Origin of the sequence: Streptomyces sp. NBC_01298, from assembly GCF_035978755.1 — a bacterium.
Classification (GTDB): domain Bacteria; phylum Actinomycetota; class Actinomycetes; order Streptomycetales; family Streptomycetaceae; genus Streptomyces.
This window is the reverse complement of the sequence record NZ_CP108414.1, coordinates 473,491-493,782: the sequence shown is the minus strand read 5'-3', so window position 1 is coordinate 493,782 and position 20,292 is coordinate 473,491. Positions and strand designations below refer to the sequence as shown.

Below are 20,292 nucleotides of genomic sequence, written 5' to 3'. Positions count from 1 at the left end.
CAGCCTAGTAGTCACATGATCTGCCGGAACAGAGGCTGAGGCGAGGGAGCCGGCTGCTCGGGCGGTGTCCATCCGCTCCACGTGGGGACGGCTTCGCGGGCCGAGAGCCAGGCGGCCGGGACGCCGCCGGTGCCGGTGCGCGCCGCTACGACCCCGCCCGCGATCGCGCACGTCGTGTCGCGGTCGCCCCAGCCGCCGACGGTCTGCCACAGGGCCTCCGGCAGGTCGTCCAGGTGCCCCGCGGCGGACCACAGGGCGAACGGCACGGTGTCGGGGGCCGAGATCCGCCATCCCGAGCCCAGTACGGACGCGGCACGGTCCACCGGTGTGGCCGCGGGGAGTCCGGCGGCGGCCCGCAGTCCGGAGCCGACCTCGCTGCCCGGTACGTACCCGGCGACCTCCCGGAGGAACTCCGCGCGGACCGGAGCGTCGTGGCCCGTGCTCGCCGCCGCCAGCGCGGCGGCCACCGCCACGGCGACGGCGCCCGCGACCGCCTCGGGATGGGCGTGCGTGGCAGTCGCGGATAGCCGGGCCTGCGCGGCGGCCTCCTCCGGGTCGCCCCCGAACCAGGCCCCGAGCGGCGCGACCCGCATCGCGGCGCCGTTGCCGTAGGAACCCTGCCCGCCGAACTGCTCGCCGGTGACGTCCCGCCAGGCCTCGCCCGCGCCGATCCGTTCCAGCACCTCGTGCATGGAGGCCCCGTACTTGCGCCCCGAATCCCGCGCGTACTCGGCGGCGAACTCCCGCGCCAGAACGCCGGGTCGGACCTCCCCGTGAGCCGTGAGGTGGGCGAAGAGCACGAACGCCATGGCGGAGTCGTCCGTCCACCGCCACGGGGCGGGCCGGAGCCCGCGGGCCGCCCACTGCGCCTCGACGTTCTCGCCGGAGAGGGTGAACCAGCTGTCGCCGAAGGCATCGCCCATCACCAGCCCGTCCAGGGAGGCGCGGGCGGACGGGGCGTACGGCGGGCGGCTCATCAGAGGTCCTTCGGACGGGGTGGACTGGGCGGGCCATCCTCTCCGTCCGAGGCTGCCGCGCGCGAGCCTATTAGCGCGAGCCCATGAGGGTGCGTCTCCCTCGGGTCCCGTCCCCTCGGGGCCAGTCCCCTCAGGCCCCGTCGACGACGACCCCGGTGTTCTGGCAGGCGGTCAGCAGCCAGCGGTCGTCCGGCTGCTTCGCGATGACGTACAGGGGGGCGCCCTCGCTCTCCTCGCCCGGGGAGACGTAGCGCTGGCGGACCTTGACGGCCGCGACGTCGGGGCGGATGAAGAGCACGTGGACCACCTCGTAGGTGACCTGGCCGTCCCAGTTCGCCGCGGGCAGCACCTTGCGGGTGAACTCCGAGATGGCCTCGAGACCGATGAGGACCTTGCCGTGGGCCGTCGTCCAGATCGCGTCGGGGTGGAAGAGCCCGAGGAACTCCTCGGAGTCCTTGGTCCGCTGGGAGTGCTCGACGGTGGCGACGAGCCGGCCGATCGCTTCGATGTCCGCCGCGCGGGACGGTGATTCCGTGGTCATGAGGATCACGGTCATGCCTCAAGCGCGGTTGAGGTCAAGCGTGTTGAGGCGTGAAGTGTCCCGGTGGCTGGATTGCCTAAGGGGCGCCTGCGGAGCGCCTACGGAGCGTCTGCGGATCGCCTACGAGGGGGCGATCGGAGACACGGTCACGCAGCCGCCGGCCATGGCCGCCTCGCCCTTGGCCTCCTTGATGACCTTGCCCTTGTAGATGACCTTGCAGGTGAGGTCGGCGGTGTTGTCGATCGAGCTGGGGGAGACCGCCGGGGGCATGATGCCGCGCAGCGTGACCGTCTTCGTCCACGCGGTGCCCGGCTCCTTGGCGGTCACGAGGTTCGGCGCGGTGGCCGTGCCGCCTCCGTCGTGGAAGGAGACGGAGTCGACGGTCTTGCCGGTGACCTCGTAGGTGACCTCATAGGTCTCGTCCACCACCTTGTCGACCTGCTCCACGGCCTTCTCGGTCGTAGCGGCGGAGCAGCCGGCGGCGGCGAGCGCCAGGCAGGCCAGGGCGAGGGCGGGGAGGGTGGTGGGGGATGATTTGCGCATGACTGGAGGGTAAAGTTAAAGAATCCGTAAAGTCAATTTTGGTTGAGTGCGTGGGCTCGCGTAGGGGGATTGGCCGTGTGGGGATATTTGCTAACCGGAAATCCTGGAGCGCGCTACGCCGACTTGCAGCTGCCTCCGGCGGCGTCCGGCGTGAAGGACTTCGCGAGGGAGGCGTCCAGGGTGAGACCGGCGCCGGTCGTCCGGGCCCCGGTGAGGCTGACCCCCTCGGGCAGGTCGCCGACCTCCACGGTCCGGGGTGCGAGCTGCTCGGCCAGGCCGCCCGCCCCGGGCAGCCCGCTCACGGTGGCTATCGGCAGTTCGCGGCCCAGTACGGTCACCGTGTTCGGGGTGATCGTGAGGCCGCCGGCCGTGGTGCTGGTGCTCGCGTGCACCGTGACGGGCAGGCCCAGACCGCCCACGGTTCCGGTGAGGGTGAGCCCCTTCGCGTCGCCGCCCACCTTCAGGCCCTCGACGCCCGCGGCGGCTTCCCCCGAGTCGGCCAGGCGCTTCTGCAGGGCTTCGTAGGGGATGGTGACCGTCGCCCGGCCGCCGCTCATGCCGCCGTCGCGCGTGACGTCGTACAGATCGGCCTTGACGTCCACGTCCATGCCGGCGCGTCGTACGTCCTCGGCCGCCAGGTGTACGGAGCCCACCTGGCCGGTCAGTGCGCGGAGTCCGGCGAAGGTGCCGGAGAGCTCCGCGGTGACGGGTCCGCGGGCCTGGAGGTGACAGCCCGCCGCCCGGGCGATGCGGTCCTGGGCGGTGTGTTCGACCGCGAGGTCGGCCGCGAAGGCGCCGATCAGGGCGGTGGCCATGCCGGCCGCGACCAGGGCCGGGGTGCGTCGGAGCTTCATGGTGCGGCGGATCCGATCTGCTTCAGCATTCCGAAGGCCTCCAGCAGGAGGGCGGAGGGCGGGGTGTCGGTGAGGGTGCCGTTCGCGCGGCGCCGGCGCTGGGTGCGCAGGACGGCGCGGACGGCGGACAGGGCGGCGCCCGCGATCACCCCGGCGCGCAGGTCGGCCTGGGGGGTGTCGGCGGGGAGCCGGTTCAGCACGATGAGCGTGAGCCGGTTCTCGAACTCGGCGAAGAGCTGAACGAGTTGGGCGGCCACCACGCGCTCGTCACCCGCGATGGCCACCGAATGGGTCAGGGCGGTGAGGCTGGACGCGGCGAACGGGGCCACCGCGGAGATCAGGGCGTTGCAGACCGCGTCGAGCGGGTCCTCGTGTGACGGGCGCCGGGCCAGTTCGGCCTCGACGTGCGCGAACAGGTAGACGCTGTCGGGCAGGAGCAGTGCTTCCTTGCTGTCGAAGTAGCGGAAGAAGGTCCGCTCGGAGACGTTCGCGCAGGCGGCGATGTCCGCGACCGTGGTGCCCGCGAAACCGTGCTCGGCGAACAGTGCGGCGGCGCCCTCGCGCAGCAGTGTGCGCGTCCGCTCCTTCTTCCGCTCGCGCAGGCCGTGCTCGGACGTCGCCGCCTCCGGCTCGGAGCGGGGCGGGGGCGCGGAGACGGGCGCGGCCGGATCTTGGTTCACCGTCGAAGCCTAGCAATGGCGTCAGCCCTGTCAATTGTCAGCCCTGCCAATCGTCAGAACTGACAATTGGCAGTCCTGACATTTTCTGCCAAGGTGTTTCGTGTCAGTCCTGACACTTCCTGGAGGCGTCGTGCACTCCCCACTCGGTCGAACGAGCCGTCGCAGCCGCCTCGGCCGTCGCAGCCGCCTCGGCCGTCCCAGCCGACTCGGCCGCCTCGGCGGCTTCTGCGCCCGCCACCCCGTCTGGGTGATCGCGGCCTGGCTCCTGCTGCTGGCCGGCGCGATGGCGGGCAGCCGGCTCGCCGCCCCGGTCTACAGCGACCAGATCAGCCTCCCCAGCACGCAGTCCCGTACCGGCGCCGACCTGCTGGCCGCGTCCGCCCCCGGGGTCGGGGACCCCAACGGACGCGTGGTCTTCCACGTCGATTCCGGCTCCCTGGCCGGGCACCGCCAGGCCGTCGACGAGAGCGCGGCACGCCTCGCCCGGATGCCCCACGTCACCGCCGCGTCCCCGGTCGTCACCAGCGCGGACGGCCGTACCGCCTACACCACCGTCTCCTTCGACCGGCAGGTCAAGACCCTCGGGCACGAGTACACCGGCACCCTGGACACGGCCACCGCCGCGGCCCGCGCCTCGGGCGTGGAGGTCGCGTACGGCGGGGACCTGAACCAGGTCGTCAGGCCGCCGGCCGACGACAAGGCGCGCGAGGCGGCGGGGGTTCTCGTGGCCCTGCTGATCCTCCTGCTCGCCTTCGGCAGCGTCGCCGCGGCCCTGCTGCCGCTGCTCACCGCGGTGGTCAGCGTCGGGGTGGGGCTCGGAATCGTCGGCATCGTGGCGGGCGTCGTCAGCTTCGCGACCGCCGCCCCCACCCTGGCCATCATGATCGGTCTCGGCGTGGGCATCGACTACGCCCTCTTCCTCACCACCCGCTTCCGCCAGGACCTCATCGACGGGCACGATCCGGTCGACGCGGCCGCCCGTACCGCCGCCACCAGCGGACGCGCCGTCGTGGTGGCCGCCGTCACCGTCGCGGTGGCCATGCTGAGCCTGTACACCTGCGGACTGAGCTTCATCGGCCGCATGGGTCTGGCCGCGACCCTCGTCGTGGTCGTCACCGGGGCGGCCGCCCTGACCCTGGTGCCGGCCGCGCTGGGCCTGGTGGGGCGCCGGATCGACCGGTTCGCACTGCGCCGCCCGGTCGCCGAGACCTCCGGCGACCAGGACGGCTGGCACCGCTACGCCGCCCTGGTGGCGCGGCACCCGTGGAAGTTCCTCACCGCGGGCACCCTGCTGCTCGCGCTGTGCGCCGTACCGCTGTTCTCGATGCGCCTGGGCCACGTGGACGACGGCGCCGACCGGGCGGGCAGCACCACGCGCACGGCCTACGACTGGATCGCCGAGGGCGAGGGTCCCGGCTTCGGCCCCGGGGCCAACGGCCCCTTCCTCCTGGTGGCCGACCTCCACGGGGCCACAGTTCAGGCCGACCGGATCGGCGCCGACCTCACGGCGGCACTGCGGGACACGGCCGGGATAGCCCGGTTCACCCCGCTCGCGCCCAGCCCCGACGGCCGGCTGCTCGTCTCCACCGTCACCCCGGCCACCGGACCGCAGAGCGCCGGCGCGGGCGGCCTCTTCACGACGCTGACCGGGACCACCCTGCCGACCGCGCTCGACGGCACCGGCGCGGAGGGCTACCTCACCGGGTCCACCGCCGGGCAGCTGGACTTCCGCGACACCGTCAAGGACCGGCTGCCCCTCATCATCGGCATCGTGCTGGCCGCCGCGCTCGTCCTGCTGACCTTCGTGTTCCGCAGCGTGGTGGTCCCGCTCAAGGCGGTCGCGCTGAACCTGTTCACCACCGCCGCGTCCTACGGGGTCCTCGTCGCGGTGTTCCAGTGGGGCTGGGGGAGCGGGCTGATCGGGGTGTCGGAGCCCGTCCCCATCGAGTCGTTCGTTCCGATGATGATGTTCGCGATCGTCTTCGGCCTCTCGATGGACTACGAGATCTTCCTGCTCTCCGCCATCGCCGGTACCTGGCACCGCACCGGGGACAACACCCTGGCCGTCGGCACGGGCCTGGCGTCGACCGGCCGGGTCATCTCCAGTGCGGCGCTCATCATGACCGCGGTCTTCCTGTCCTTCGCGGCTTCGCCCACGGTCGTGGTGAAGATGCTCGCGGTGGGCCTGGCGGTGAGCGTGATCCTGGACGCCACCGTGGTGCGGCTCGTGCTGGTCCCGTCGGCGATGTTCCTGATGGGCCGGGCCAACTGGTGGCTGCCGCCCTTCCTGGACCGGCTCCTGCCGCGGCCGCACGGCGAGGAACGGCCGGAGGCGTCGTGGGAGCCGGGCACGGCGCCGGAGGGAGCTGGAGCCGGAGCAGGAGCCGGGGCAGGAGCTGGCCCGGCGGCCGGAGCCTGACGGCAGCCGCAGCCGCAGCCGCAGCCGCAGTCGTGGGCACGGGCAGCGGTCGCGGTGAGGCATGATCGGGGGATGTCTGATCGCATCATCGCCGCCTGCGACGGGGCGGCCAAGGGAAATCCCGGGCCGGCCGCATGGGCCTGGGTCATCGCCGACGCCCACGGGAACCCCGAGCGCTGGGAGGCCGGGCCGCTCGGCCGGGCCACCAACAACGTGGGTGAACTCACCGCCCTGCAGCGGCTGCTGGAGGCCGTGGCCCCCGGCACGGCCGTGCAGGTGCGGATGGACTCCCAGTACGCCATGAAGGCCGTGACCCAGTGGCTCCCGAACTGGAAGCGCAACGGCTGGAAGAACGCCGCGGGCAAGCCGGTGGCCAACCGCGAGCTCGTCGAGAGCATCGACGCCCTGCTGACCGACCGGGACGTGGAGTTCCGCTACGTCCCCGCGCACCGCGAGGACGGTGACCACCTGAACGCGATCGCCGACCAGGCGGCCAGCGACGCGGCCGTGAGCCAGGAGCCGGCCGGTACCGCGCTGGGTCACGCGTCCATGCCCGTCCCGGCGCCGGCGCGCAGCACCCCGGCCCGCAGCACCCCGGCCCGCAGCACCTCGACTCGCGGCGCCTCCGCCCGCCGTACGACCGGAGCCGCGCCGGCCAAGAGCGCGACCGCCACCAAGAGCGCCACCGCCGGCCGGGCCGGGGTGACCATCAAGGCCAAGTTCCCCGGCACCTGCCCCTGCGGGAAGCAGTACGCGGCGGGGGAGAAGATCAGCAAGCTCGGATCGCGCTGGGGGCACCCCGACTGCGGCGGCGACCCGGACGCCGGATAGCGCCCGCCGGGCAGGGCCGGGGGACGGCGGGTTCTACGCAATCCTTTCTTTCGAAAGAAAACGTAAGTTTCCGCTCTCGCGCGTTACCCTGACCTCGACCAGGGACGCAGTCGAGGGGAGCTCCACCGTGCACGCAGAGGAACGACAGCAGGCGATCCTGCGCCGGGTCCGCGAAGCGGGGTCCATGCGCGTCACGGACTTCGCGGCGGAGCTCGGCGTGTCCGTGGTGACGGTGCGCAAGGACGTCGAAGTCCTGGCGGAGCGAGGCCTGCTGGCCCGGGTGCACGGCGGCGCGATGCTGCCCGAGGACTGGGCGGAGACCGCCCCCGTGACCGCCGTCCCGGCGGCGGCCCGCGCGGCCTCGGCCGCTCCCGCCGCGGGGGCGGGGGCGGGGACCGGAGCCGGCCGGCCGCTGGTCCTGGGTCTGATCGTGCCCTCGTCCGCCTACTACTACCCCGAGGTGATCAAGGGCGCCCGGGAGGCGGCGGACGCCCTCGGGGTGCGGCTGACCCTCGCCGTGTCCACGTACGACGTGGAGACCGAGAAGGGGCAGGCCGCGCGGATGGTCGCGGACGGCGTCGACGGGCTGCTGCTCGCGCCCTCCGCCGGCGACGGCAAGCCGGGCGGCCAGTGGTACGAGGAGCTCGGCGTTCCCGTCGTCCTCATCGAGCGCCGCCCCGAACAGCAGGCCTCCGCCGCCGAGCACGTCGGCACGGACCACGGGTACGGAGCCAGGCTGGCGGTGGGCCACCTCCTGGACACGGGGCGCCGCAGGATCGCCCTGGTGATGCGCGGCGGGACCCCCACCGCACCCTGGATCAAGGAGGGTTACGACGCTGCGATGGTCGAGGCGGGCCCCGGCGTCGCCGGGCACGCGCTCTTCCTCGACCTGGCGGAGCACGGCGCTGGCGAGGCCGCCTACGAAGAGGTGATGGCCGCCTTCGTCGAAGCGGTGCGGGAGGGTCGCGTCGACGCCGCCCTGGTCCATCCCGACCATGAGGCCATGGTGCTGATGCAGCGGCTGCGCGGCGCCGCGCTGTCCGTGCCGGGCGATGTGGCGCTGGTGTCGTACGACGACGAGGTGGCCTCACTGGCGGACCTGCCGCTGAGTGCGGTGGCGCCTTCGAAGCACGAAGTCGGCGTCACGGGCGTGGAGTTGCTCGTACGCCGGCTGCGCGAGCCGGGCCGGCCCAGACGGCGGATCGCCATCCTTCCGGAGCTCCGGGTGCGCGCCTCGAGCGAGGCCTAACCGTTACTTCGCTTTTCTTTCTCAAACTTTCCTTTTCTATTGACTCGCTTCTCCTCTGGCCGAATGATGTGCATCACCTCGCCGCATCCACGGCTCGCATCTGAGGAGCAGAGCAGTGAAGCTAACTTCCCGTACCTCCCGCGTCGCCCTCGCCGCCTTCTCGCTGGCCCTGTTCGCCACTGCCTGCGGTGGGAGCGAGGGGGCCGCGTCCAAGGCGGACGCCGCCCCCAAGGAGCCGGTCAACCTGACCTATTGGGGCTGGACCGGCGGCGCCCAGCAGGTGGTGGACGCCTTCAACGCGTCCCACCCGAACATCAAGGTCACCTTCTCGGCCATCACCGGCGGACCGGACGGGTACGCCAAGATCAGCAACGCGATCAAGGCCGGGAACGCTCCCGACGTCGCGGGCATCGAGTACCCGACCCTCCCGGAGTTCGTCAGCCAGGGCTTCCTGGCGGACATCACCGCCCAGGCCGGCGCCACCGTGAAGGCGAAGTTCCCCCAGGGCGTCCAGGACCGGGTGACCCTCGGCGGCAAGACCTGGGCCGTGCCGTACGACGCCACGCCCAACCTCCTCTACTACCGCAAGGACCTCTTCAAGAACGCGGGCGTCGAAGTCCCCAAGACCTGGGACGAGTACAAGGCCGCCGCCGAGAAGATCAAGGCCTCCGACAAGAACGTGCGCATCGGCAGCTGGGGCAACGACGACGCGCCCATGCTGGCGGCACTCTCCTGGCAGGCCGGTGCCAAGTGGTACGGCACCGAGGGCGACGGCTGGAAGGTCAACATCAACGACGCCCCCTCGCAGAAGGTGGCCTCGTACTGGCAGGGCCTGGTCAAGGACGACCTGGTGACGAACCTGAAGTTCAACGGCCCGGAGATCGCGAAGGCCAAGGCCGACGGGGCCATCGCCAGCTTCATCGGCGCCTCGTGGAGCGCGGGCGGCACGATGACGGCTCTGGCCAAGGACTCGGGCAAGTGGGGCGTCGCCCCGCTGCCGCACTGGGGCACCCCGGCCACCGGCATGTTCGGCGGCACCAGCTACGCCGTCACCAAGGACAGCAAGCACGTCAAGGAAGCGGCCGAGTTCGCCACGTGGGCGGCCACCAGCCCCGAGGGCGTCAAGGCCCGTCTCAGCAGCCTGAAGGCGCCGAGCAGCAGCCTGCCCGCCAGCCCCGAGCTCCGTCCGATCGCCGCCGCGGCCTTCGACGACAAGGGCTTCTTCGGCGGTGACAAGGTCTACGAGATCTCCGGCGCCCAGGTCGACACCATCGTCCCGGGCTGGGTCTGGGGCCCGGTGCAGACCGCCACCAACACCGCCATCCAGGACGCCGGGCTCAAGGGCACCCTGGCCGACGGACTCGCGGCCGGACAGACCGCCGCCGAGGCGGCCATCAAGGGCCGAGGGCTCAACCTCGCGAAGTAGGCGCCGCCGCGGGGCCCGAAGCCTCCTCGGCACCGGGCCCCGCCCCGCCCCGCTCCGAAGTGAACTCCCTTTCCCGTCCGTTCCTCCGTAGCGCACCCACCAAGGAGATCCGGTGGCAGCACCACTCACTCGTTCAGCGCGCGGCGCCGCGCCCGCGCGCAGGCCAGGCCAGGGCAGGGCGGTGCTCGTCTTCCTCGGGCCGTTCTTCCTGCTCTTCACCGCGGTCCTGATCCTGCCCGTCGCGTACGCGCTCTGGATGAGCTTCTTCACCGAGCAGTCCTCCGGTCTCGGATTCGGCGGCACCGAACGGGTCTTCAGCGGGCTCGGGAACTACACCAAAGCGCTCGGCGACCACGGCTTCACCTCCTCCTTCCTGCACGTGGCCGCGTACTGCGCCGTCTACATCCCGGTGATGATCGGTGTGGCGCTCGCCCTGGCCCTGTTCGTCGATTCGGCCGCGGCCAAGGCCAAGCGATTCGTCCAGTTCGCCGTCTTCATGCCGCACGCGGTCCCCGGGCTGATCGCGGCGATCGTCTGGACCTACCTCTACACCCCCGGCCTGAGCCCGGTCCTGGACTGGATCGAAGGGGCGGGCGGCCACTGGGACTTCTTCGCCCCAGGCAGCGTTGTGCCCTCCCTGGTGAACGTCGCGGCCTGGCAGTGGATCGGCTACAACATGATCATCTTCTTCGCCGCGCTGCAGGCCGTGCCCCGCGAGGTCCTCGAAGCGGGCGTCATGGACGGCGCCGGCGAACTGCGCATCGCCCTGCGGATCAAACTGCCGATGATCCGCTCCGCCGTGTTCCTCACCCTCCTGTTCACCTGTGTCGGCGTGGTCCAGATCTTCGGCGAGCCGATGCTGCTGTCGAAGCGGGCCGGCTCGATGGGCTCGGACTGGTCTCCGATGATGTTCATCTACAAGGCGGCCTTCGAGCGGCACGACTACGGCCTCGCCTCCTCCGCCTCGCTCATCGTGGCCCTCGTCGCCGGCACCCTCTCCTACGCCGTCACCCGGATCGGAAAGCGAGGTGACTCGGCATGAGCACCCAGACCGCCCCCTCGGCCCCGCCCGAGGCCGCTCCCGGCGCCGAACCGGCGCCCGCACCCGGAGCCCCGACCGCCCGACGGGCGGCTCGCAAGACGGCCGCGAGGCCGCGCCGGAGCGGTTCCATGGCCTCCAGGGCCGTGGTCAACGCCGTGCTCCTGGTGGCGGTCCTCTACACCCTGATGCCGCTGACCTGGCTGCTGATCGCCGCCACCAAGAACCACGCCGACCTCTTCGGGACGGGGGGCTTCGCCTTCGGAGACTTCCGCTTCTTCGACAATCTCCGGGCCGTCTTCACGTTCGGCGACGGCATCTTCGGCCGCTGGCTGCTCAACAGCCTCCTCTACTCCGTCGTCGGATCACTGGCGTCCTCGCTGATCAGCGTCGCCGCCGGATACTGCTTCGACAAGTACGAGTTCCGTGGCAAGGGCGCGCTCTTCGGCCTCGTCCTGACGGGCACCCTCGTGCCCACCGTCATCATCACCCTCCCGCAATACCTCCTCGCCTCCGAGGTCGGGATCGTCAACACCTACTGGTCGGTGCTCGTCCCGGCGCTCGTCAACCCCTTCGGCGTCTACCTGGCCCGGGTCTTCTCCGAGGGCTACGTACCCGGTGAGGTCCTGGAGGCCGCCCGCATCGACGGGGCGAGCGAGCTGCGCGTCTTCCGGTCGATCTCGCTGCCGATGCTCCTGCCCGGCTTCATGACCCTCTTCCTCTTCTCCTTCACCGGGAGCTGGAACAACTTCTTCGGCCCGCTGGTCATGCTCAACGACCAGCACTTGTATCCGGCGGTGCTCGGTATTTACAACTGGAACCAATTCGTCCTCGAGCGACCGGAGTTCTACTCCCTGGTGATCACCGGATCCCTGGTGGCCGTGGTCCCGCTCGCCCTCGCCTTCGTCGGCCTGCAGCGGTTCTGGCGCTCCGGACTCTCGGCGGGAGCGCTCAAGTGACGACCTCCGAACCGACGCGCGAACCCGACTCCGCCCGCGAGCCCGACTCCGCCCGCGAGCCCGGCGGGCCCCGCAAGCCCCGCACCCTCCTCGCCATGGACCGGGCCACGAAGGCGGCCCTGCTCGACGAGCAGGCCCTGGCCCGGCTCGGCGCCACCGCGCTGCTGGACCCCGCACACCTGGTCACCGACTTCGCCACCGCCGACCCCGCGCGGCTGCGCGAAGCCGAGGTCCTGCTCACCGGCTGGGGCTGCCCGCCCCTCACCGAGCAGGCCCTCGAGCTGCTCCCCTCCCTGCGCGCGGTGGTGCACACCGCCGGCACGGTCAAGGGGCTGATGACGGACGCGGCCTGGCGGCGCGGGCTGACCGTCACCAGCGCGGCCGAGGCCAACGCCCGGCCCGTCGCCGAATTCACCGTCGCCGCGATCGTCTTCGCCAACAAGCGTGTCCTCACCACCTCCAGGGCCTACCGGGAGGCCCGCACGCAGCTCAACCCGCTCACGCTGTACCCCGGGATCGGCAACTACGGCAGGACCGTCGGCATCATCGGCGCCTCCCGCATCGGCCGCCGGGTCATCGAACTGCTGCGCTCCTACGACGCCCACGTACTGGTCCACGACCCCTACCTGGACGGGGACGAAGCCAGAGCCCTGGGGGTCGAGCCCGTCGACCTGGACGAACTGATGGGCCGCAGCGACGTGGTGACCGTGCACGCGCCCGAGACCGCCGAGACCCGCCACCTCGTCGACGCCCGCCGCCTCGCCCTCATGCGCGACGGCGCGACCCTCGTCAACACCGCTCGCGGAACGCTCGTCGACACCGAGGCGCTCACCACGGAGCTGGTCTCCGGCCGGCTGTACGCCGTCCTCGACGTCACCCACCCCGACGTCCTGCCGGCCGCGTCACCGCTCTACGACCTGCCCAACGTGCTGCTCACCCCGCACGTCGCCGGATCCCTCGGCAACGAGCTCGGACGACTCGCCGCCTGCGCGGCAGAGGAGTTGGAGCGGTACGCCCGAGGACTCCCCTTCGCCTACGCCGTCCACCCGGCGAGCCTGGCCCACTCGGCCTGAGCGCCCCGCCGCCGAACCACGAAAGCCCACCATGACGCTCGGTCCCGCAGCACCCCTCGCCGGTCCCACCGCACCGCCCCTGGTGCCCACACCGGGACAACTCGCCTGGCAGGAAGCCGGATTCGGGATCTTCCTGCACTTCGGCATCAACACCTTCAACGGCGTCGAGTGGAGCGACGGGACCCTGGACCCGGCCACCTTCCGGCCGACCCGGCTCGACGCGCGCCAGTGGGTGCGCACCGCCGCCGAGGCCGGAGCGAAGTACGTCGTGCTGACCGCCAAGCACCACGACGGCTTCTGCCTCTGGCCGACCGACACCACCGCCTACTCCGTGGCCTCCTCGCCCTGGAAGGACGGAGCGGGCGACGTGGTCGCCGAACTGGCCGAGGCCTGCGGGGAGGCGGGCCTCGGTCTCGGGCTGTACCTCTCGCCCTGGGACCGCAACGCGGACTGCTACGAGCAGCCCGCCGACTACGACTCCTTCTACCTCCGCCAGCTCACCGAACTCTGCACCCGCTACGGCCCGTTGTGCGAGCTGTGGTTCGACGGCGCCGGCTCCGAGGGGCGCACGTACGACTGGGACGCGGTCATGGCCGTGATCGACCGGCACCAGCCGGACGCCATGGTCTTCAACATGGGCCGCCCCACGATCCGCTGGGTCGGCAACGAGGAGGGGCTCGCCGCCGACCCCTGCCGCTACGTCACGCACTCCACGGGCGTCAGCCTGTACGACGACGGGCGCACCGAGCTCGAATCCGCCGCCTACCTGCCGCCCGAATGCGATGTCCCCATCCGGGACGACTGGTTCTGGCAGCCCGGGAACCACGACACCCTCAAGAGCCGTGAGGAGCTCCTGGAGATCTGGTACTCCTCCGTCGGGCTGGGCGCGGGCCTGCTCCTGGGCGTCCCGCCCGACCGGCGCGGTCTGATCGACGACGCCGACCGGGACCGACTCCTGTCCTTCACGGGGGAGTTGGGGCGGCGCCTCGGTGATCCCGTCTCCGTCGCCCTCACGGCCGAGGGCGACGACCTCCTCGCGGACTTCGGCCGGCCCGTCCGCGTGGACCACGTGGAACTGCGCGAGGACCTCACCCGGGGGCAGCGCGTGGACGGCCACGAGGTCTGGGCGGACGGCCGGCTGATCGCCTCCGGCCACACGGTGGGGGTCCGGCGCGTGCACCGGGTGGAGCCCCTCACCGTGCGGGAACTGCGGATCCGGCTCACCGGAACCGGGGCCCGGCTGGCCTCGGTGAGCGCGGCCGGACCGGCGGCCGGACCGGCCGCCGTCCCGCCGCCCGGGGTCAGCTGATCTGCCAGCGCTGGTAGACCGAACCGGTGTCGGCCTGCTGGCTCGCCAGGGCCCCGTCCGCGCCGGACGCGGTGGTCAGGAGCAGCCCGCTCCTCTTGTTGGCCACCGTGTAGTCCCCGGAGCCGAGCGGCGTGAGCACCCAGCGCTGGCTGTCCCCGCTGCCGCAGGTGCTCTGAACCACGGCCGCGCCCGCGGCGGTGGAGCCGCCCGCCACGTCCGCGCAGAGCCCGGACGAGCCGTTGGCCAGGGTGTAGCCGCCGTCGGCGGCGAGGGTCAGCCGCCACTGCTGGTTGGGGCCGCCGTGCGGGGTCCAGGTGATCAGCTGGGTGCCGGAGGCGGTGGAGCTCGCCGGGTCGTCGAGCGCCTTCCCGGCCGCGGTGAGGGTCCGGGTCCCGCTCAACTGGCCGCCGTACACCTCGAACTCGTACAGCGAGTAGCCGTAGGTGGTGCCGCGCTGGGTGCCGTACACCCGGATGTAGCGGCCGGAGCCGGTCAGGCCGGTCAGGTCCTGGACGCCGCCGGTGCCCGTGGTGGTGGAGTACAGGGTGCGCCAGGTGCTCTGGTCGTCGGAGACCTGGATCTGGAAGCCCTTCCCGTACGCGGCCTCCCAGCGCAGCACCACCCGGTTGACGGCCTGGGCGGACCCGAGGTCCACCTGCAGCCACTGCGGGTCGGTGTACGCGCTGGACCACCGGGTGCCGGGATCGCCGTCGGTCGCCAGCGCGGCCGGGAAGTTCGCCGTCTCGGTGCTGGACGCGGTGGTGGGGCGGTTGCGGGCGAGGTTGCCCGGCTGGGTGGTCCCCGGCCAGCCGGGATGATGTCCGATCGCGGCCACGATCGGCGTGAACGCCGCATAGGTGGCCACGGGCTTGGGTGAACCCCAGGTCTGCTGGGCGAGCGCGCGCAGCGGGTACATGATGCCGGCGGCGATCTGCGTCTCCGTCTCGGCGTTGGGATTGTCGCACCACACGTGGATCAGCGAACCGCGGTTCTTCGCGGGGTCGGTGATGGTGTTGCCGCCCTCGAACCGCTCCGGGGTCCAGGTCTCGTACATCCACTTGGTGTCCGGCTTCGCGCCGCCGAGCACGTAATAGGTGGGCGTCCAGGACTCGTTGGCGATCGTGTGCCCGGCGTTGACCAGCTGCTGGGGGGTGAGCCCGTAGCTGTACCAGTACTCGACGAGGATGCGGGCGTCGGGAGAGAGCGTCCCGTCCCCGGCCTTGATACCGTCGTTCCACATCCGGGTGGTCTTGCCGGCCGCGCGGACCAGGGCGTCCGACCAGTTCACGAACCCGTAGTAGGTGTCCTTGGCGGTGGCGTTCACGCCGTAGTGGGCCCGGGCGTAGCTGAGCAGCTGCGGGTACCTGGCGTAGTCGGTGACGTACTCGTCGGCGCCGATGTGCCAGTACGGGGCGGGGAACAGCGGCAGGTACTCCTCGATCAGGTCCTTGATCAGGGTGTACGAACCGGGCAGGGACAGGTCGATGAACTCGGAACTGACCGCTCCCGAGCTGTCCTTGAGCTTGAGCTCCGGGTGGGCGGCCAGGATCTGGTTCATGTGCCCCGGGGTGTCGATCTCGGGCACGATCGTGACGTGGTACTTCTGGCCCAGCGCGATCAGGTCCGCGATGTCCTGCTTGGAGTAGTGGTCGGCGGAGACGATCTCCGGGTGCGTCGCGCTCTCCAGCCGGAAGCCGAAGGTGTCCGACAGGTGGAAGTGGAAGTAGTTGAGCTTGAGGTAGGCCAGCTCCTTGATGTGCTGCTTGACCCAGTCGACGGTGAAGAACTTCCGCCCCTGGTCGATCATCAGCCCGCGCTCGGCCTTGGTCGGCCAGTCCACGGCCGTTCCGGCCGGTACGGAGGCCGACTGGCGCAGCAACTGCAGTACCGTGCGAGTCCCGTTGAAGGCTCCGGCGTCGGTCCCGGCCTGGATGGCGAGGGACGTGCCGACGGTCATCCGGTACCCCTCGGCGGGCAGTGAGCCGTCGCCCAGGCTCAGGGCGATGTCGCCGGGGGAGGCGCTCCCGGTGACGACGGTCACCGGACGGCCGGCGAGCGCGCCCAAGTCCTCCGCGAACGTGGCCGCTTCGTCGGACAGCTGTGCGGTGTGGGCGGGATCGACGACGATCCGGCTGGTGCTCGTGAAGTCGTACGTCCCGCTGCCGGCCGTCCACTGCCGCAGGGCCGGCACGGTCTGCGGCGCCGCGGCGGCGACGGACGCCCCGGCCCGCAGGGGTTCGGCCCCGGCGGCGGAGGGCAGGGAGGAGGCGGCTAATGCCAGGGCGGTGGCGGTCAGGAATCTGAGCAGACGCATGGCGAGTCCCCAGGTGTTCACGGGTGTTCACGGCGGCATCTCCCTCCGGCCGTGACTGCCGGAGGGAGTGGCCACAGTGCAACGTACTGTCAGGTCTATGTCAAGAGATGCTCGAAGTGGCGGCCGACTGAGCATCATCGAGCATCACCGCGCGTCGGCCGCTCCCGAAACCGCCACCGGCGACGACCCGCCCGCGACGGACATCCGGGGTGCTCCGGTCCCGTCCGCGGGAACGGTCCAGACATCGCTCGCGCGACCGTCCGCGCCCGGCAGGGCGTAGGCGACCGTCCCGTCGTCCGTCCAGGCCGCCTGGTCGTCCACGTTCCGCGTCTCGGCGAGCGCGGTCTCGGCCATCGTCCGCAGGTCGAGGACGTACAGCCGCCAGGGTGCGGCGGGGTCGTCGGACACCTTCTTCTTGAAGGCGAGCCGCGTGTTGTCCGGTGACAGGGAGGGGCATTCGACGTTCTCCCGCAGCGTCTTCGCCGACCAGTCGGACATGTTCCCCTCGACGAGGTACGTACGCCCCTTGGTGGAGACGGTCGCGTAGAAGCGGCTGTCGTCCCGGGCGAAACTCACGCCCCAGTAGTTGACGTCGGGGGAGTGGTGGCGGACGCCGTCGATGGTGAGCGGTATCTCCTCCAGGGACTTCACCAAGTACCCCGTGCGCAGGTCGAGTACGGCCGTGCGGGTGGAGAAGCCGGTGGTGGAGTACGAGTCCCCGGTCGCGAACACCGTCCAGGCGAGCATCTGCCCGGACGCGGACACCCGGGCCCGGGTCGGAACCCCCGGCACGGTGGTCCGGCTCACTTCGCGCAGCTGCCGGTCGAGGACGACGGCGTACGTCTTCGGCAGTACCCCCGGCTCGGCGCGCAGGCACAGGGCGGTGCCCCCGGCGGCGTGGAACCGGTCGCAGACGGGGCCGCCCCCAGTGCGCTCGGCGCCGCCCGCCGTCGCGGGGAGGGGCCGGCGGGCCACCCGTCCCGTGGCGGTGTCGCGGAAGTACAGGGCGGGACCGGTGAGGGCGAAGGAGGCGTCGGCGACGCCCCGTTGGCCGGCCGGCCGGTGTCCCGCGTGCAGGGCGTACCCGGCGGTGGAGCCCGCGAGGAGGACGACCGCGGCGACCGTGACGGCGGTACGGGCCCGGGCGCCGGGCCGGCGTGCGGGAGCCGCCGGCTCGGTGAGCTGTGTGGTCATAGGGTGCTCCGCTCACTGGTGGGGGACTGTACGGACTCCACGGCTACGGCTCCCGGCGCGCCCGGATCGCGCGGCAGCAGGGCCCGGCCGCCCGCCAGCGCGGCGAGCAGCACCGCCGCGGCCCCCCACAGCGCGGGGCGCGGCCCCCACACCGTCCACGCGGCGCCGAAGCCCGCCGCGGCGAGCATCCGGGCCAGGGCCTGCCCGGTCTGGAGCACGGCGAGCCCGCCGGCCCGGCCCCCGGCGGGCAGCGCCGGCCCGGCGAGGGCCATCAGCACCCCGTCGGTGGCCGCGTAGAAGACCCCGAGCAGGGCGAGGACGGCCGCGAGGAGGAGCGGGGCCGGCCCGCCGGCCGGAGCGAGCAGGACGAGGTAGGCGCCGAGCAGGGCGAGGTGTCCGTAGAGGAACGGCCGCCGCCGCCCGACCCGGTCGGCGATCCGGCCCACCGGGACGGCCAGGAGCAGGTAGCCCGCGGCCGCTCCGAGCGGCAGCAGCGGGAACCAGCCGGGGTCCAGGCCCAGTCGGCGCTGGAGCAGGAGGTAGACGAAGGCGTCGCCGATGGTGGCGCCGCCGAGCAGGGCCGCGGCCCACAGGATCCGCCGGAAGGCGGGGTCGCGCAGCGCCGCGAACGCCTTGCCCCGGGCGGGAGCCGGGCCGGGCCGGGCGGCCGGGGAGGCCGGGGAGGCCGGGGAGGATGGCGTGGCCGGCCTGTGGTGGCCGGGAACGTACAGGACCAGGATCAGCACACCGAGCAGACCGGCGCAGAAGCTGGCGACGAACACCGCGTCGTACGCGCCCGCGGTCGCCCAGAGCAGGGCGAAGGCGGCGAGCGGGCCGAGCAGGGCGCCGGTCGTGTCCATGGCCCGGTGCACGCCGAAGGACCGGCCGAGTTCCTCGGGAGGGCTGCTGAGGGTGATCAGGGCGTCGCGGGGCGCCGTGCGGATGCCCTTGCCGACCCGGTCGGCGGCCAGGGCCGCCGCGATCCCGCCGGTGGCCCCGCCCGCGAGCAGCAGGCCGAGCCGGGAGCAGGCCGAGACGGCGTAGCCGATGCCCGCGACCTGCTTGTACCGGTGGCCGCGGTCGGCGAAGTGCCCGCCGAGCAGCCGCACGACGGCGCCGGCTGCTCCCATCAGCCCGTCGAGGAAGCCGAATTGGAGCGGGGAGAGGCCCAGACCGAGGACGAGGTAGAGCGGCAGCACCGCACTGACCATCTCGGAGGAGACATCGGTGACGAGGCTGACCGTACCGAGCGCGAGGACGGCGGCGGGGACACGCCGGCCCGCCCCCGTGGTGGGGGGCGGGGCCGACGGGGCCCGGCGGCCTGTGGTGGCCAGGTACATCAGTGGCAGGTGTACTTCGGGCTGGTGTCCTTCGTCGTCCCGTCGGTGGCGACGTAGCTCCAGCTGTAGCCGGCGTCGGTGAAGTCCAGCTTCAGGACCCCGTAGGTACCGCTGATCCGCTTCTGGCTGTTGGGCTGGACGTTCTCGATGTCGTAGGGCTCGGCGCCGCCCATGCCGCCGACGATCTCGGTGATCCCGTCCGCGGTGGCCTTCCCGCTCGGGTCCTGCGGGGCGAACCGCTCGTAGTGGTGGTCGTGCCCGTTCAGCACGAGGTCGGCCTTGGCTCCGTAGAGGATGTTCCAGACCGGCTTGCTCACCGGGTCGTTGCCGTGGCCGCCCGAGGAGTACAGCGGGTGGTGCCAGTAGGCGGCGACGCAGCCCTTGGAGTTCGCGGCGAGGTCGGCCTTGAGCCAGTCGATCTGGGCCTTCTGGTCGAAGGAGTTGGAGTCGAGGGCGATGAAGTGCCAGTTGCCCTCGTCGAAGCTGTAGTAGCTCTTGCCCTGGGGGTAGGCGATGGCTCCGAAGTACGCCTTGTAGCCGGCGAGGGATCCGGCCGGGTCGTAGGTCTCGTGGTTGCCCGGCACCGGGCGGGTCTTGTCCTTGAACGCGCCCCACGAGGTGTCGTAGTAGGCCCGGTAGTCGGATATCCGGGCGTCGTCGTACTGGTTGTCACCCATCGTCAGATAGAACTTCGGGTTGATCTTCTGGGCCTGCGCCGCCGTCTTGGGGTGGGCGCAGGAGCTGTCCGAGGCGGTGCACTGGGCGGCGATGTCACCGGCGGCGACCACCGTGAAGGCGCCGCCCGGAGGAGGAGTCCCTCCGTCGGTGGTGCCGTACACCTCCACCTCGTACAGGGAGTACCCGTAGGCGGTGCCGCGGGCGGTTCCGTACACGCGCAGGTAACGGCCCTTGCCGGACAGGCCGGTCCAGTCGTCGGTGCCGCCGTTCCCGGCCGTCTCGTTGGCGAGCCGGGCCCAGGTGGCGCCGTCGGCGGAGATCTCCACCCGGTACGTCTTGGCGTACGCGGCCTCCCAACGCAGCGCCACCCGTGTGACGTTGGAGTTCGCGCCGAGGTCGACGCGGATCCACTGCGGGTCCTTGCCCTCGGCGCTTGCCCACCGGGTGGTGGAGCTGCCGTCGAAGGCGTTCTGTGGGCCGAAGCCCGAACTCTCGGTGGAGGAGGCGGTGGCGGTCTTGCCGCGCGAGATGAGCGGGTCGGCGGCGGCGCCGGCCCGCTCGGGGTAGGCGAGCAACAGGCCGCCTACGAGCAGGAGTACGGCGGCGAGGACCACGCCGACCGTGCGGGGTGATGCGGAGACATGGGGTGTGCTGGGGGTGTTCAGGCGCATTCCTGACTCCCTGGCCTGGTGGGTGGCGAGAGCTGGCACCGGTACGAGACCCCGTGCCCCTGCCCGGGTGCGGGCAGGGGCGGGCGTGGTCACAGCGGCCGGGTCAGAGCTCTCGCTGAGCGCGTCATGCCCATGGGTACGGGCACCGCGCCGAGCCGCCGAAGCGGGATGCTAGCAAACAGGAAACTTTCCTAC

General features: G+C 71.9%; 17 protein-coding genes. 8 read left to right on the top strand and 9 right to left on the bottom strand.

Annotation, left to right across the window (positions count from 1 at the left end; translation table 11 throughout):
* Positions 1-11 precede the first annotated feature (11 nt).
* From OG730_RS02180 to OG730_RS02160, 5 genes are all read right to left on the bottom strand, one after another.
* On the bottom strand, positions 12-977 hold the full coding sequence (locus OG730_RS02180; RefSeq protein WP_327302507.1) for an ADP-ribosylglycohydrolase family protein: 966 nt from the start codon (positions 975-977) through the stop codon (positions 12-14).
* A 130-nt stretch (positions 978-1,107) separates the two neighbouring features.
* Positions 1,108-1,518 (bottom strand): SgcJ/EcaC family oxidoreductase, encoded by a 411-nt coding sequence (locus tag OG730_RS02175; RefSeq protein ID WP_327302506.1) that lies wholly within the window; start codon positions 1,516-1,518, stop codon positions 1,108-1,110.
* Between the two features lie 120 nt (positions 1,519-1,638).
* Positions 1,639-2,061 carry a hypothetical protein gene (locus OG730_RS02170; protein WP_327302505.1) on the bottom strand — a complete coding sequence of 141 codons (423 nt, stop codon included), beginning with the start codon at positions 2,059-2,061 and terminating at the stop codon, positions 1,639-1,641.
* 113 nt (positions 2,062-2,174) lie between these two features.
* Positions 2,175-2,915 (bottom strand): LmeA family phospholipid-binding protein, encoded by a 741-nt coding sequence (locus OG730_RS02165; RefSeq protein WP_327302504.1) that lies wholly within the window; start codon positions 2,913-2,915, stop codon positions 2,175-2,177.
* Positions 2,912-3,595: a TetR/AcrR family transcriptional regulator gene (locus tag OG730_RS02160; RefSeq protein ID WP_327302503.1), complete on the bottom strand. Its 684-nt coding sequence runs from the start codon at positions 3,593-3,595 to the stop codon at positions 2,912-2,914. Before OG730_RS02160 ends, OG730_RS02165 begins: the two co-directional genes overlap by 4 nt.
* Positions 3,596-3,725: 130 nt before the next feature.
* Between OG730_RS02160 and OG730_RS02155 the strand changes: the two genes are divergently transcribed.
* The 8 genes from OG730_RS02155 to OG730_RS02120 all read left to right on the top strand — a co-directional run bounded on the left by OG730_RS02155 (position 3,726) and on the right by OG730_RS02120 (position 13,900).
* Entirely contained in the window at positions 3,726-6,014 is a 2,289-nt protein-coding gene (locus OG730_RS02155) for an MMPL family transporter (RefSeq protein WP_327302502.1), read from the top strand.
* A 72-nt stretch (positions 6,015-6,086) separates the two neighbouring features.
* Positions 6,087-6,845, top strand: coding sequence for a ribonuclease H family protein (locus tag OG730_RS02150; protein ID WP_327302501.1), 759 nt, complete (start codon positions 6,087-6,089; stop codon positions 6,843-6,845).
* Between the two features lie 127 nt (positions 6,846-6,972).
* Positions 6,973-8,094, top strand: a complete 1,122-nt coding sequence (locus OG730_RS02145) for a substrate-binding domain-containing protein (RefSeq protein ID WP_327302500.1) — start codon at positions 6,973-6,975, stop codon at positions 8,092-8,094.
* Positions 8,095-8,209: 115 nt separating this feature from the next.
* Positions 8,210-9,520 (top strand): ABC transporter substrate-binding protein, encoded by a 1,311-nt coding sequence (locus OG730_RS02140; RefSeq protein WP_327302499.1) that lies wholly within the window; start codon positions 8,210-8,212, stop codon positions 9,518-9,520.
* 112 nt (positions 9,521-9,632) lie between these two features.
* Positions 9,633-10,562 carry a carbohydrate ABC transporter permease gene (locus tag OG730_RS02135; RefSeq protein WP_327302498.1) on the top strand — a complete coding sequence of 310 codons (930 nt, stop codon included), beginning with the start codon at positions 9,633-9,635 and terminating at the stop codon, positions 10,560-10,562.
* Positions 10,559-11,518 carry a carbohydrate ABC transporter permease gene (locus OG730_RS02130; RefSeq protein ID WP_327302497.1) on the top strand — a complete coding sequence of 320 codons (960 nt, stop codon included), beginning with the start codon at positions 10,559-10,561 and terminating at the stop codon, positions 11,516-11,518. Before OG730_RS02135 ends, OG730_RS02130 begins: the two co-directional genes overlap by 4 nt.
* 95 nt (positions 11,519-11,613) lie before the next feature.
* Complete coding sequence (locus OG730_RS02125) at positions 11,614-12,591, top strand: hydroxyacid dehydrogenase (RefSeq protein ID WP_327309119.1); 978 nt, start codon at positions 11,614-11,616, stop codon at positions 12,589-12,591.
* Positions 12,592-12,622: 31 nt separating this feature from the next.
* Positions 12,623-13,900, top strand: a complete 1,278-nt coding sequence (locus tag OG730_RS02120) for an alpha-L-fucosidase (protein ID WP_327302496.1) — start codon at positions 12,623-12,625, stop codon at positions 13,898-13,900.
* Here OG730_RS02120 and OG730_RS02115 read toward each other — a convergent pair.
* From OG730_RS02115 to OG730_RS02100, 4 genes are all read right to left on the bottom strand, one after another.
* Positions 13,893-16,214, bottom strand: a complete 2,322-nt coding sequence (locus tag OG730_RS02115; protein ID WP_327302495.1) for a family 20 glycosylhydrolase — start codon at positions 16,212-16,214, stop codon at positions 13,893-13,895. The genes OG730_RS02120 and OG730_RS02115 overlap by 8 nt on opposite strands.
* Positions 16,215-16,358: 144 nt before the next feature.
* On the bottom strand, positions 16,359-17,408 hold the full coding sequence (locus OG730_RS02110; protein ID WP_327302494.1) for a TolB-like translocation protein: 1,050 nt from the start codon (positions 17,406-17,408) through the stop codon (positions 16,359-16,361).
* Entirely contained in the window at positions 17,405-18,748 is a 1,344-nt protein-coding gene (locus OG730_RS02105; RefSeq protein ID WP_327302493.1) for an MFS transporter, read from the bottom strand. The genes OG730_RS02110 and OG730_RS02105 overlap by 4 nt, the downstream gene beginning before the upstream one ends.
* Entirely contained in the window at positions 18,748-20,097 is a 1,350-nt protein-coding gene (locus OG730_RS02100) for a discoidin domain-containing protein (protein WP_327302492.1), read from the bottom strand. The genes OG730_RS02105 and OG730_RS02100 overlap by 1 nt, the downstream gene beginning before the upstream one ends.
* Positions 20,098-20,292 lie beyond the last annotated feature (195 nt).

What these genes read in the sequence shown, in the direction of transcription:
- OG730_RS02180 (WP_327302507.1), bottom strand. Translation starts at nt 977, where the DNA reads ATGAGCCGCCCGCCGTACGCCCCGTCCGCCCGCGCCTCCCTGGACGGG.
- OG730_RS02175 (WP_327302506.1), bottom strand. Translation starts at nt 1,518, where the DNA reads ATGACCACGGAATCACCGTCCCGCGCGGCGGACATCGAAGCGATCGGC.
- OG730_RS02170 (WP_327302505.1), bottom strand. Translation starts at nt 2,061, where the DNA reads ATGCGCAAATCATCCCCCACCACCCTCCCCGCCCTCGCCCTGGCCTGC.
- OG730_RS02165 (WP_327302504.1), bottom strand. Translation starts at nt 2,915, where the DNA reads ATGAAGCTCCGACGCACCCCGGCCCTGGTCGCGGCCGGCATGGCCACC.
- OG730_RS02150 (WP_327302501.1), top strand. Translation starts at nt 6,087, where the DNA reads ATGTCTGATCGCATCATCGCCGCCTGCGACGGGGCGGCCAAGGGAAAT.
- OG730_RS02130 (WP_327302497.1), top strand. Translation starts at nt 10,559, where the DNA reads ATGAGCACCCAGACCGCCCCCTCGGCCCCGCCCGAGGCCGCTCCCGGC.
- OG730_RS02125 (WP_327309119.1), top strand. Translation starts at nt 11,614, where the DNA reads ATGGACCGGGCCACGAAGGCGGCCCTGCTCGACGAGCAGGCCCTGGCC.
- OG730_RS02120 (WP_327302496.1), top strand. Translation starts at nt 12,623, where the DNA reads ATGACGCTCGGTCCCGCAGCACCCCTCGCCGGTCCCACCGCACCGCCC.
- OG730_RS02115 (WP_327302495.1), bottom strand. Translation starts at nt 16,214, where the DNA reads ATGCGTCTGCTCAGATTCCTGACCGCCACCGCCCTGGCATTAGCCGCC.
- OG730_RS02110 (WP_327302494.1), bottom strand. Translation starts at nt 17,408, where the DNA reads ATGACCACACAGCTCACCGAGCCGGCGGCTCCCGCACGCCGGCCCGGC.
- OG730_RS02105 (WP_327302493.1), bottom strand. Translation starts at nt 18,748, where the DNA reads ATGTACCTGGCCACCACAGGCCGCCGGGCCCCGTCGGCCCCGCCCCCC.
- OG730_RS02100 (WP_327302492.1), bottom strand. Translation starts at nt 20,097, where the DNA reads ATGCGCCTGAACACCCCCAGCACACCCCATGTCTCCGCATCACCCCGC.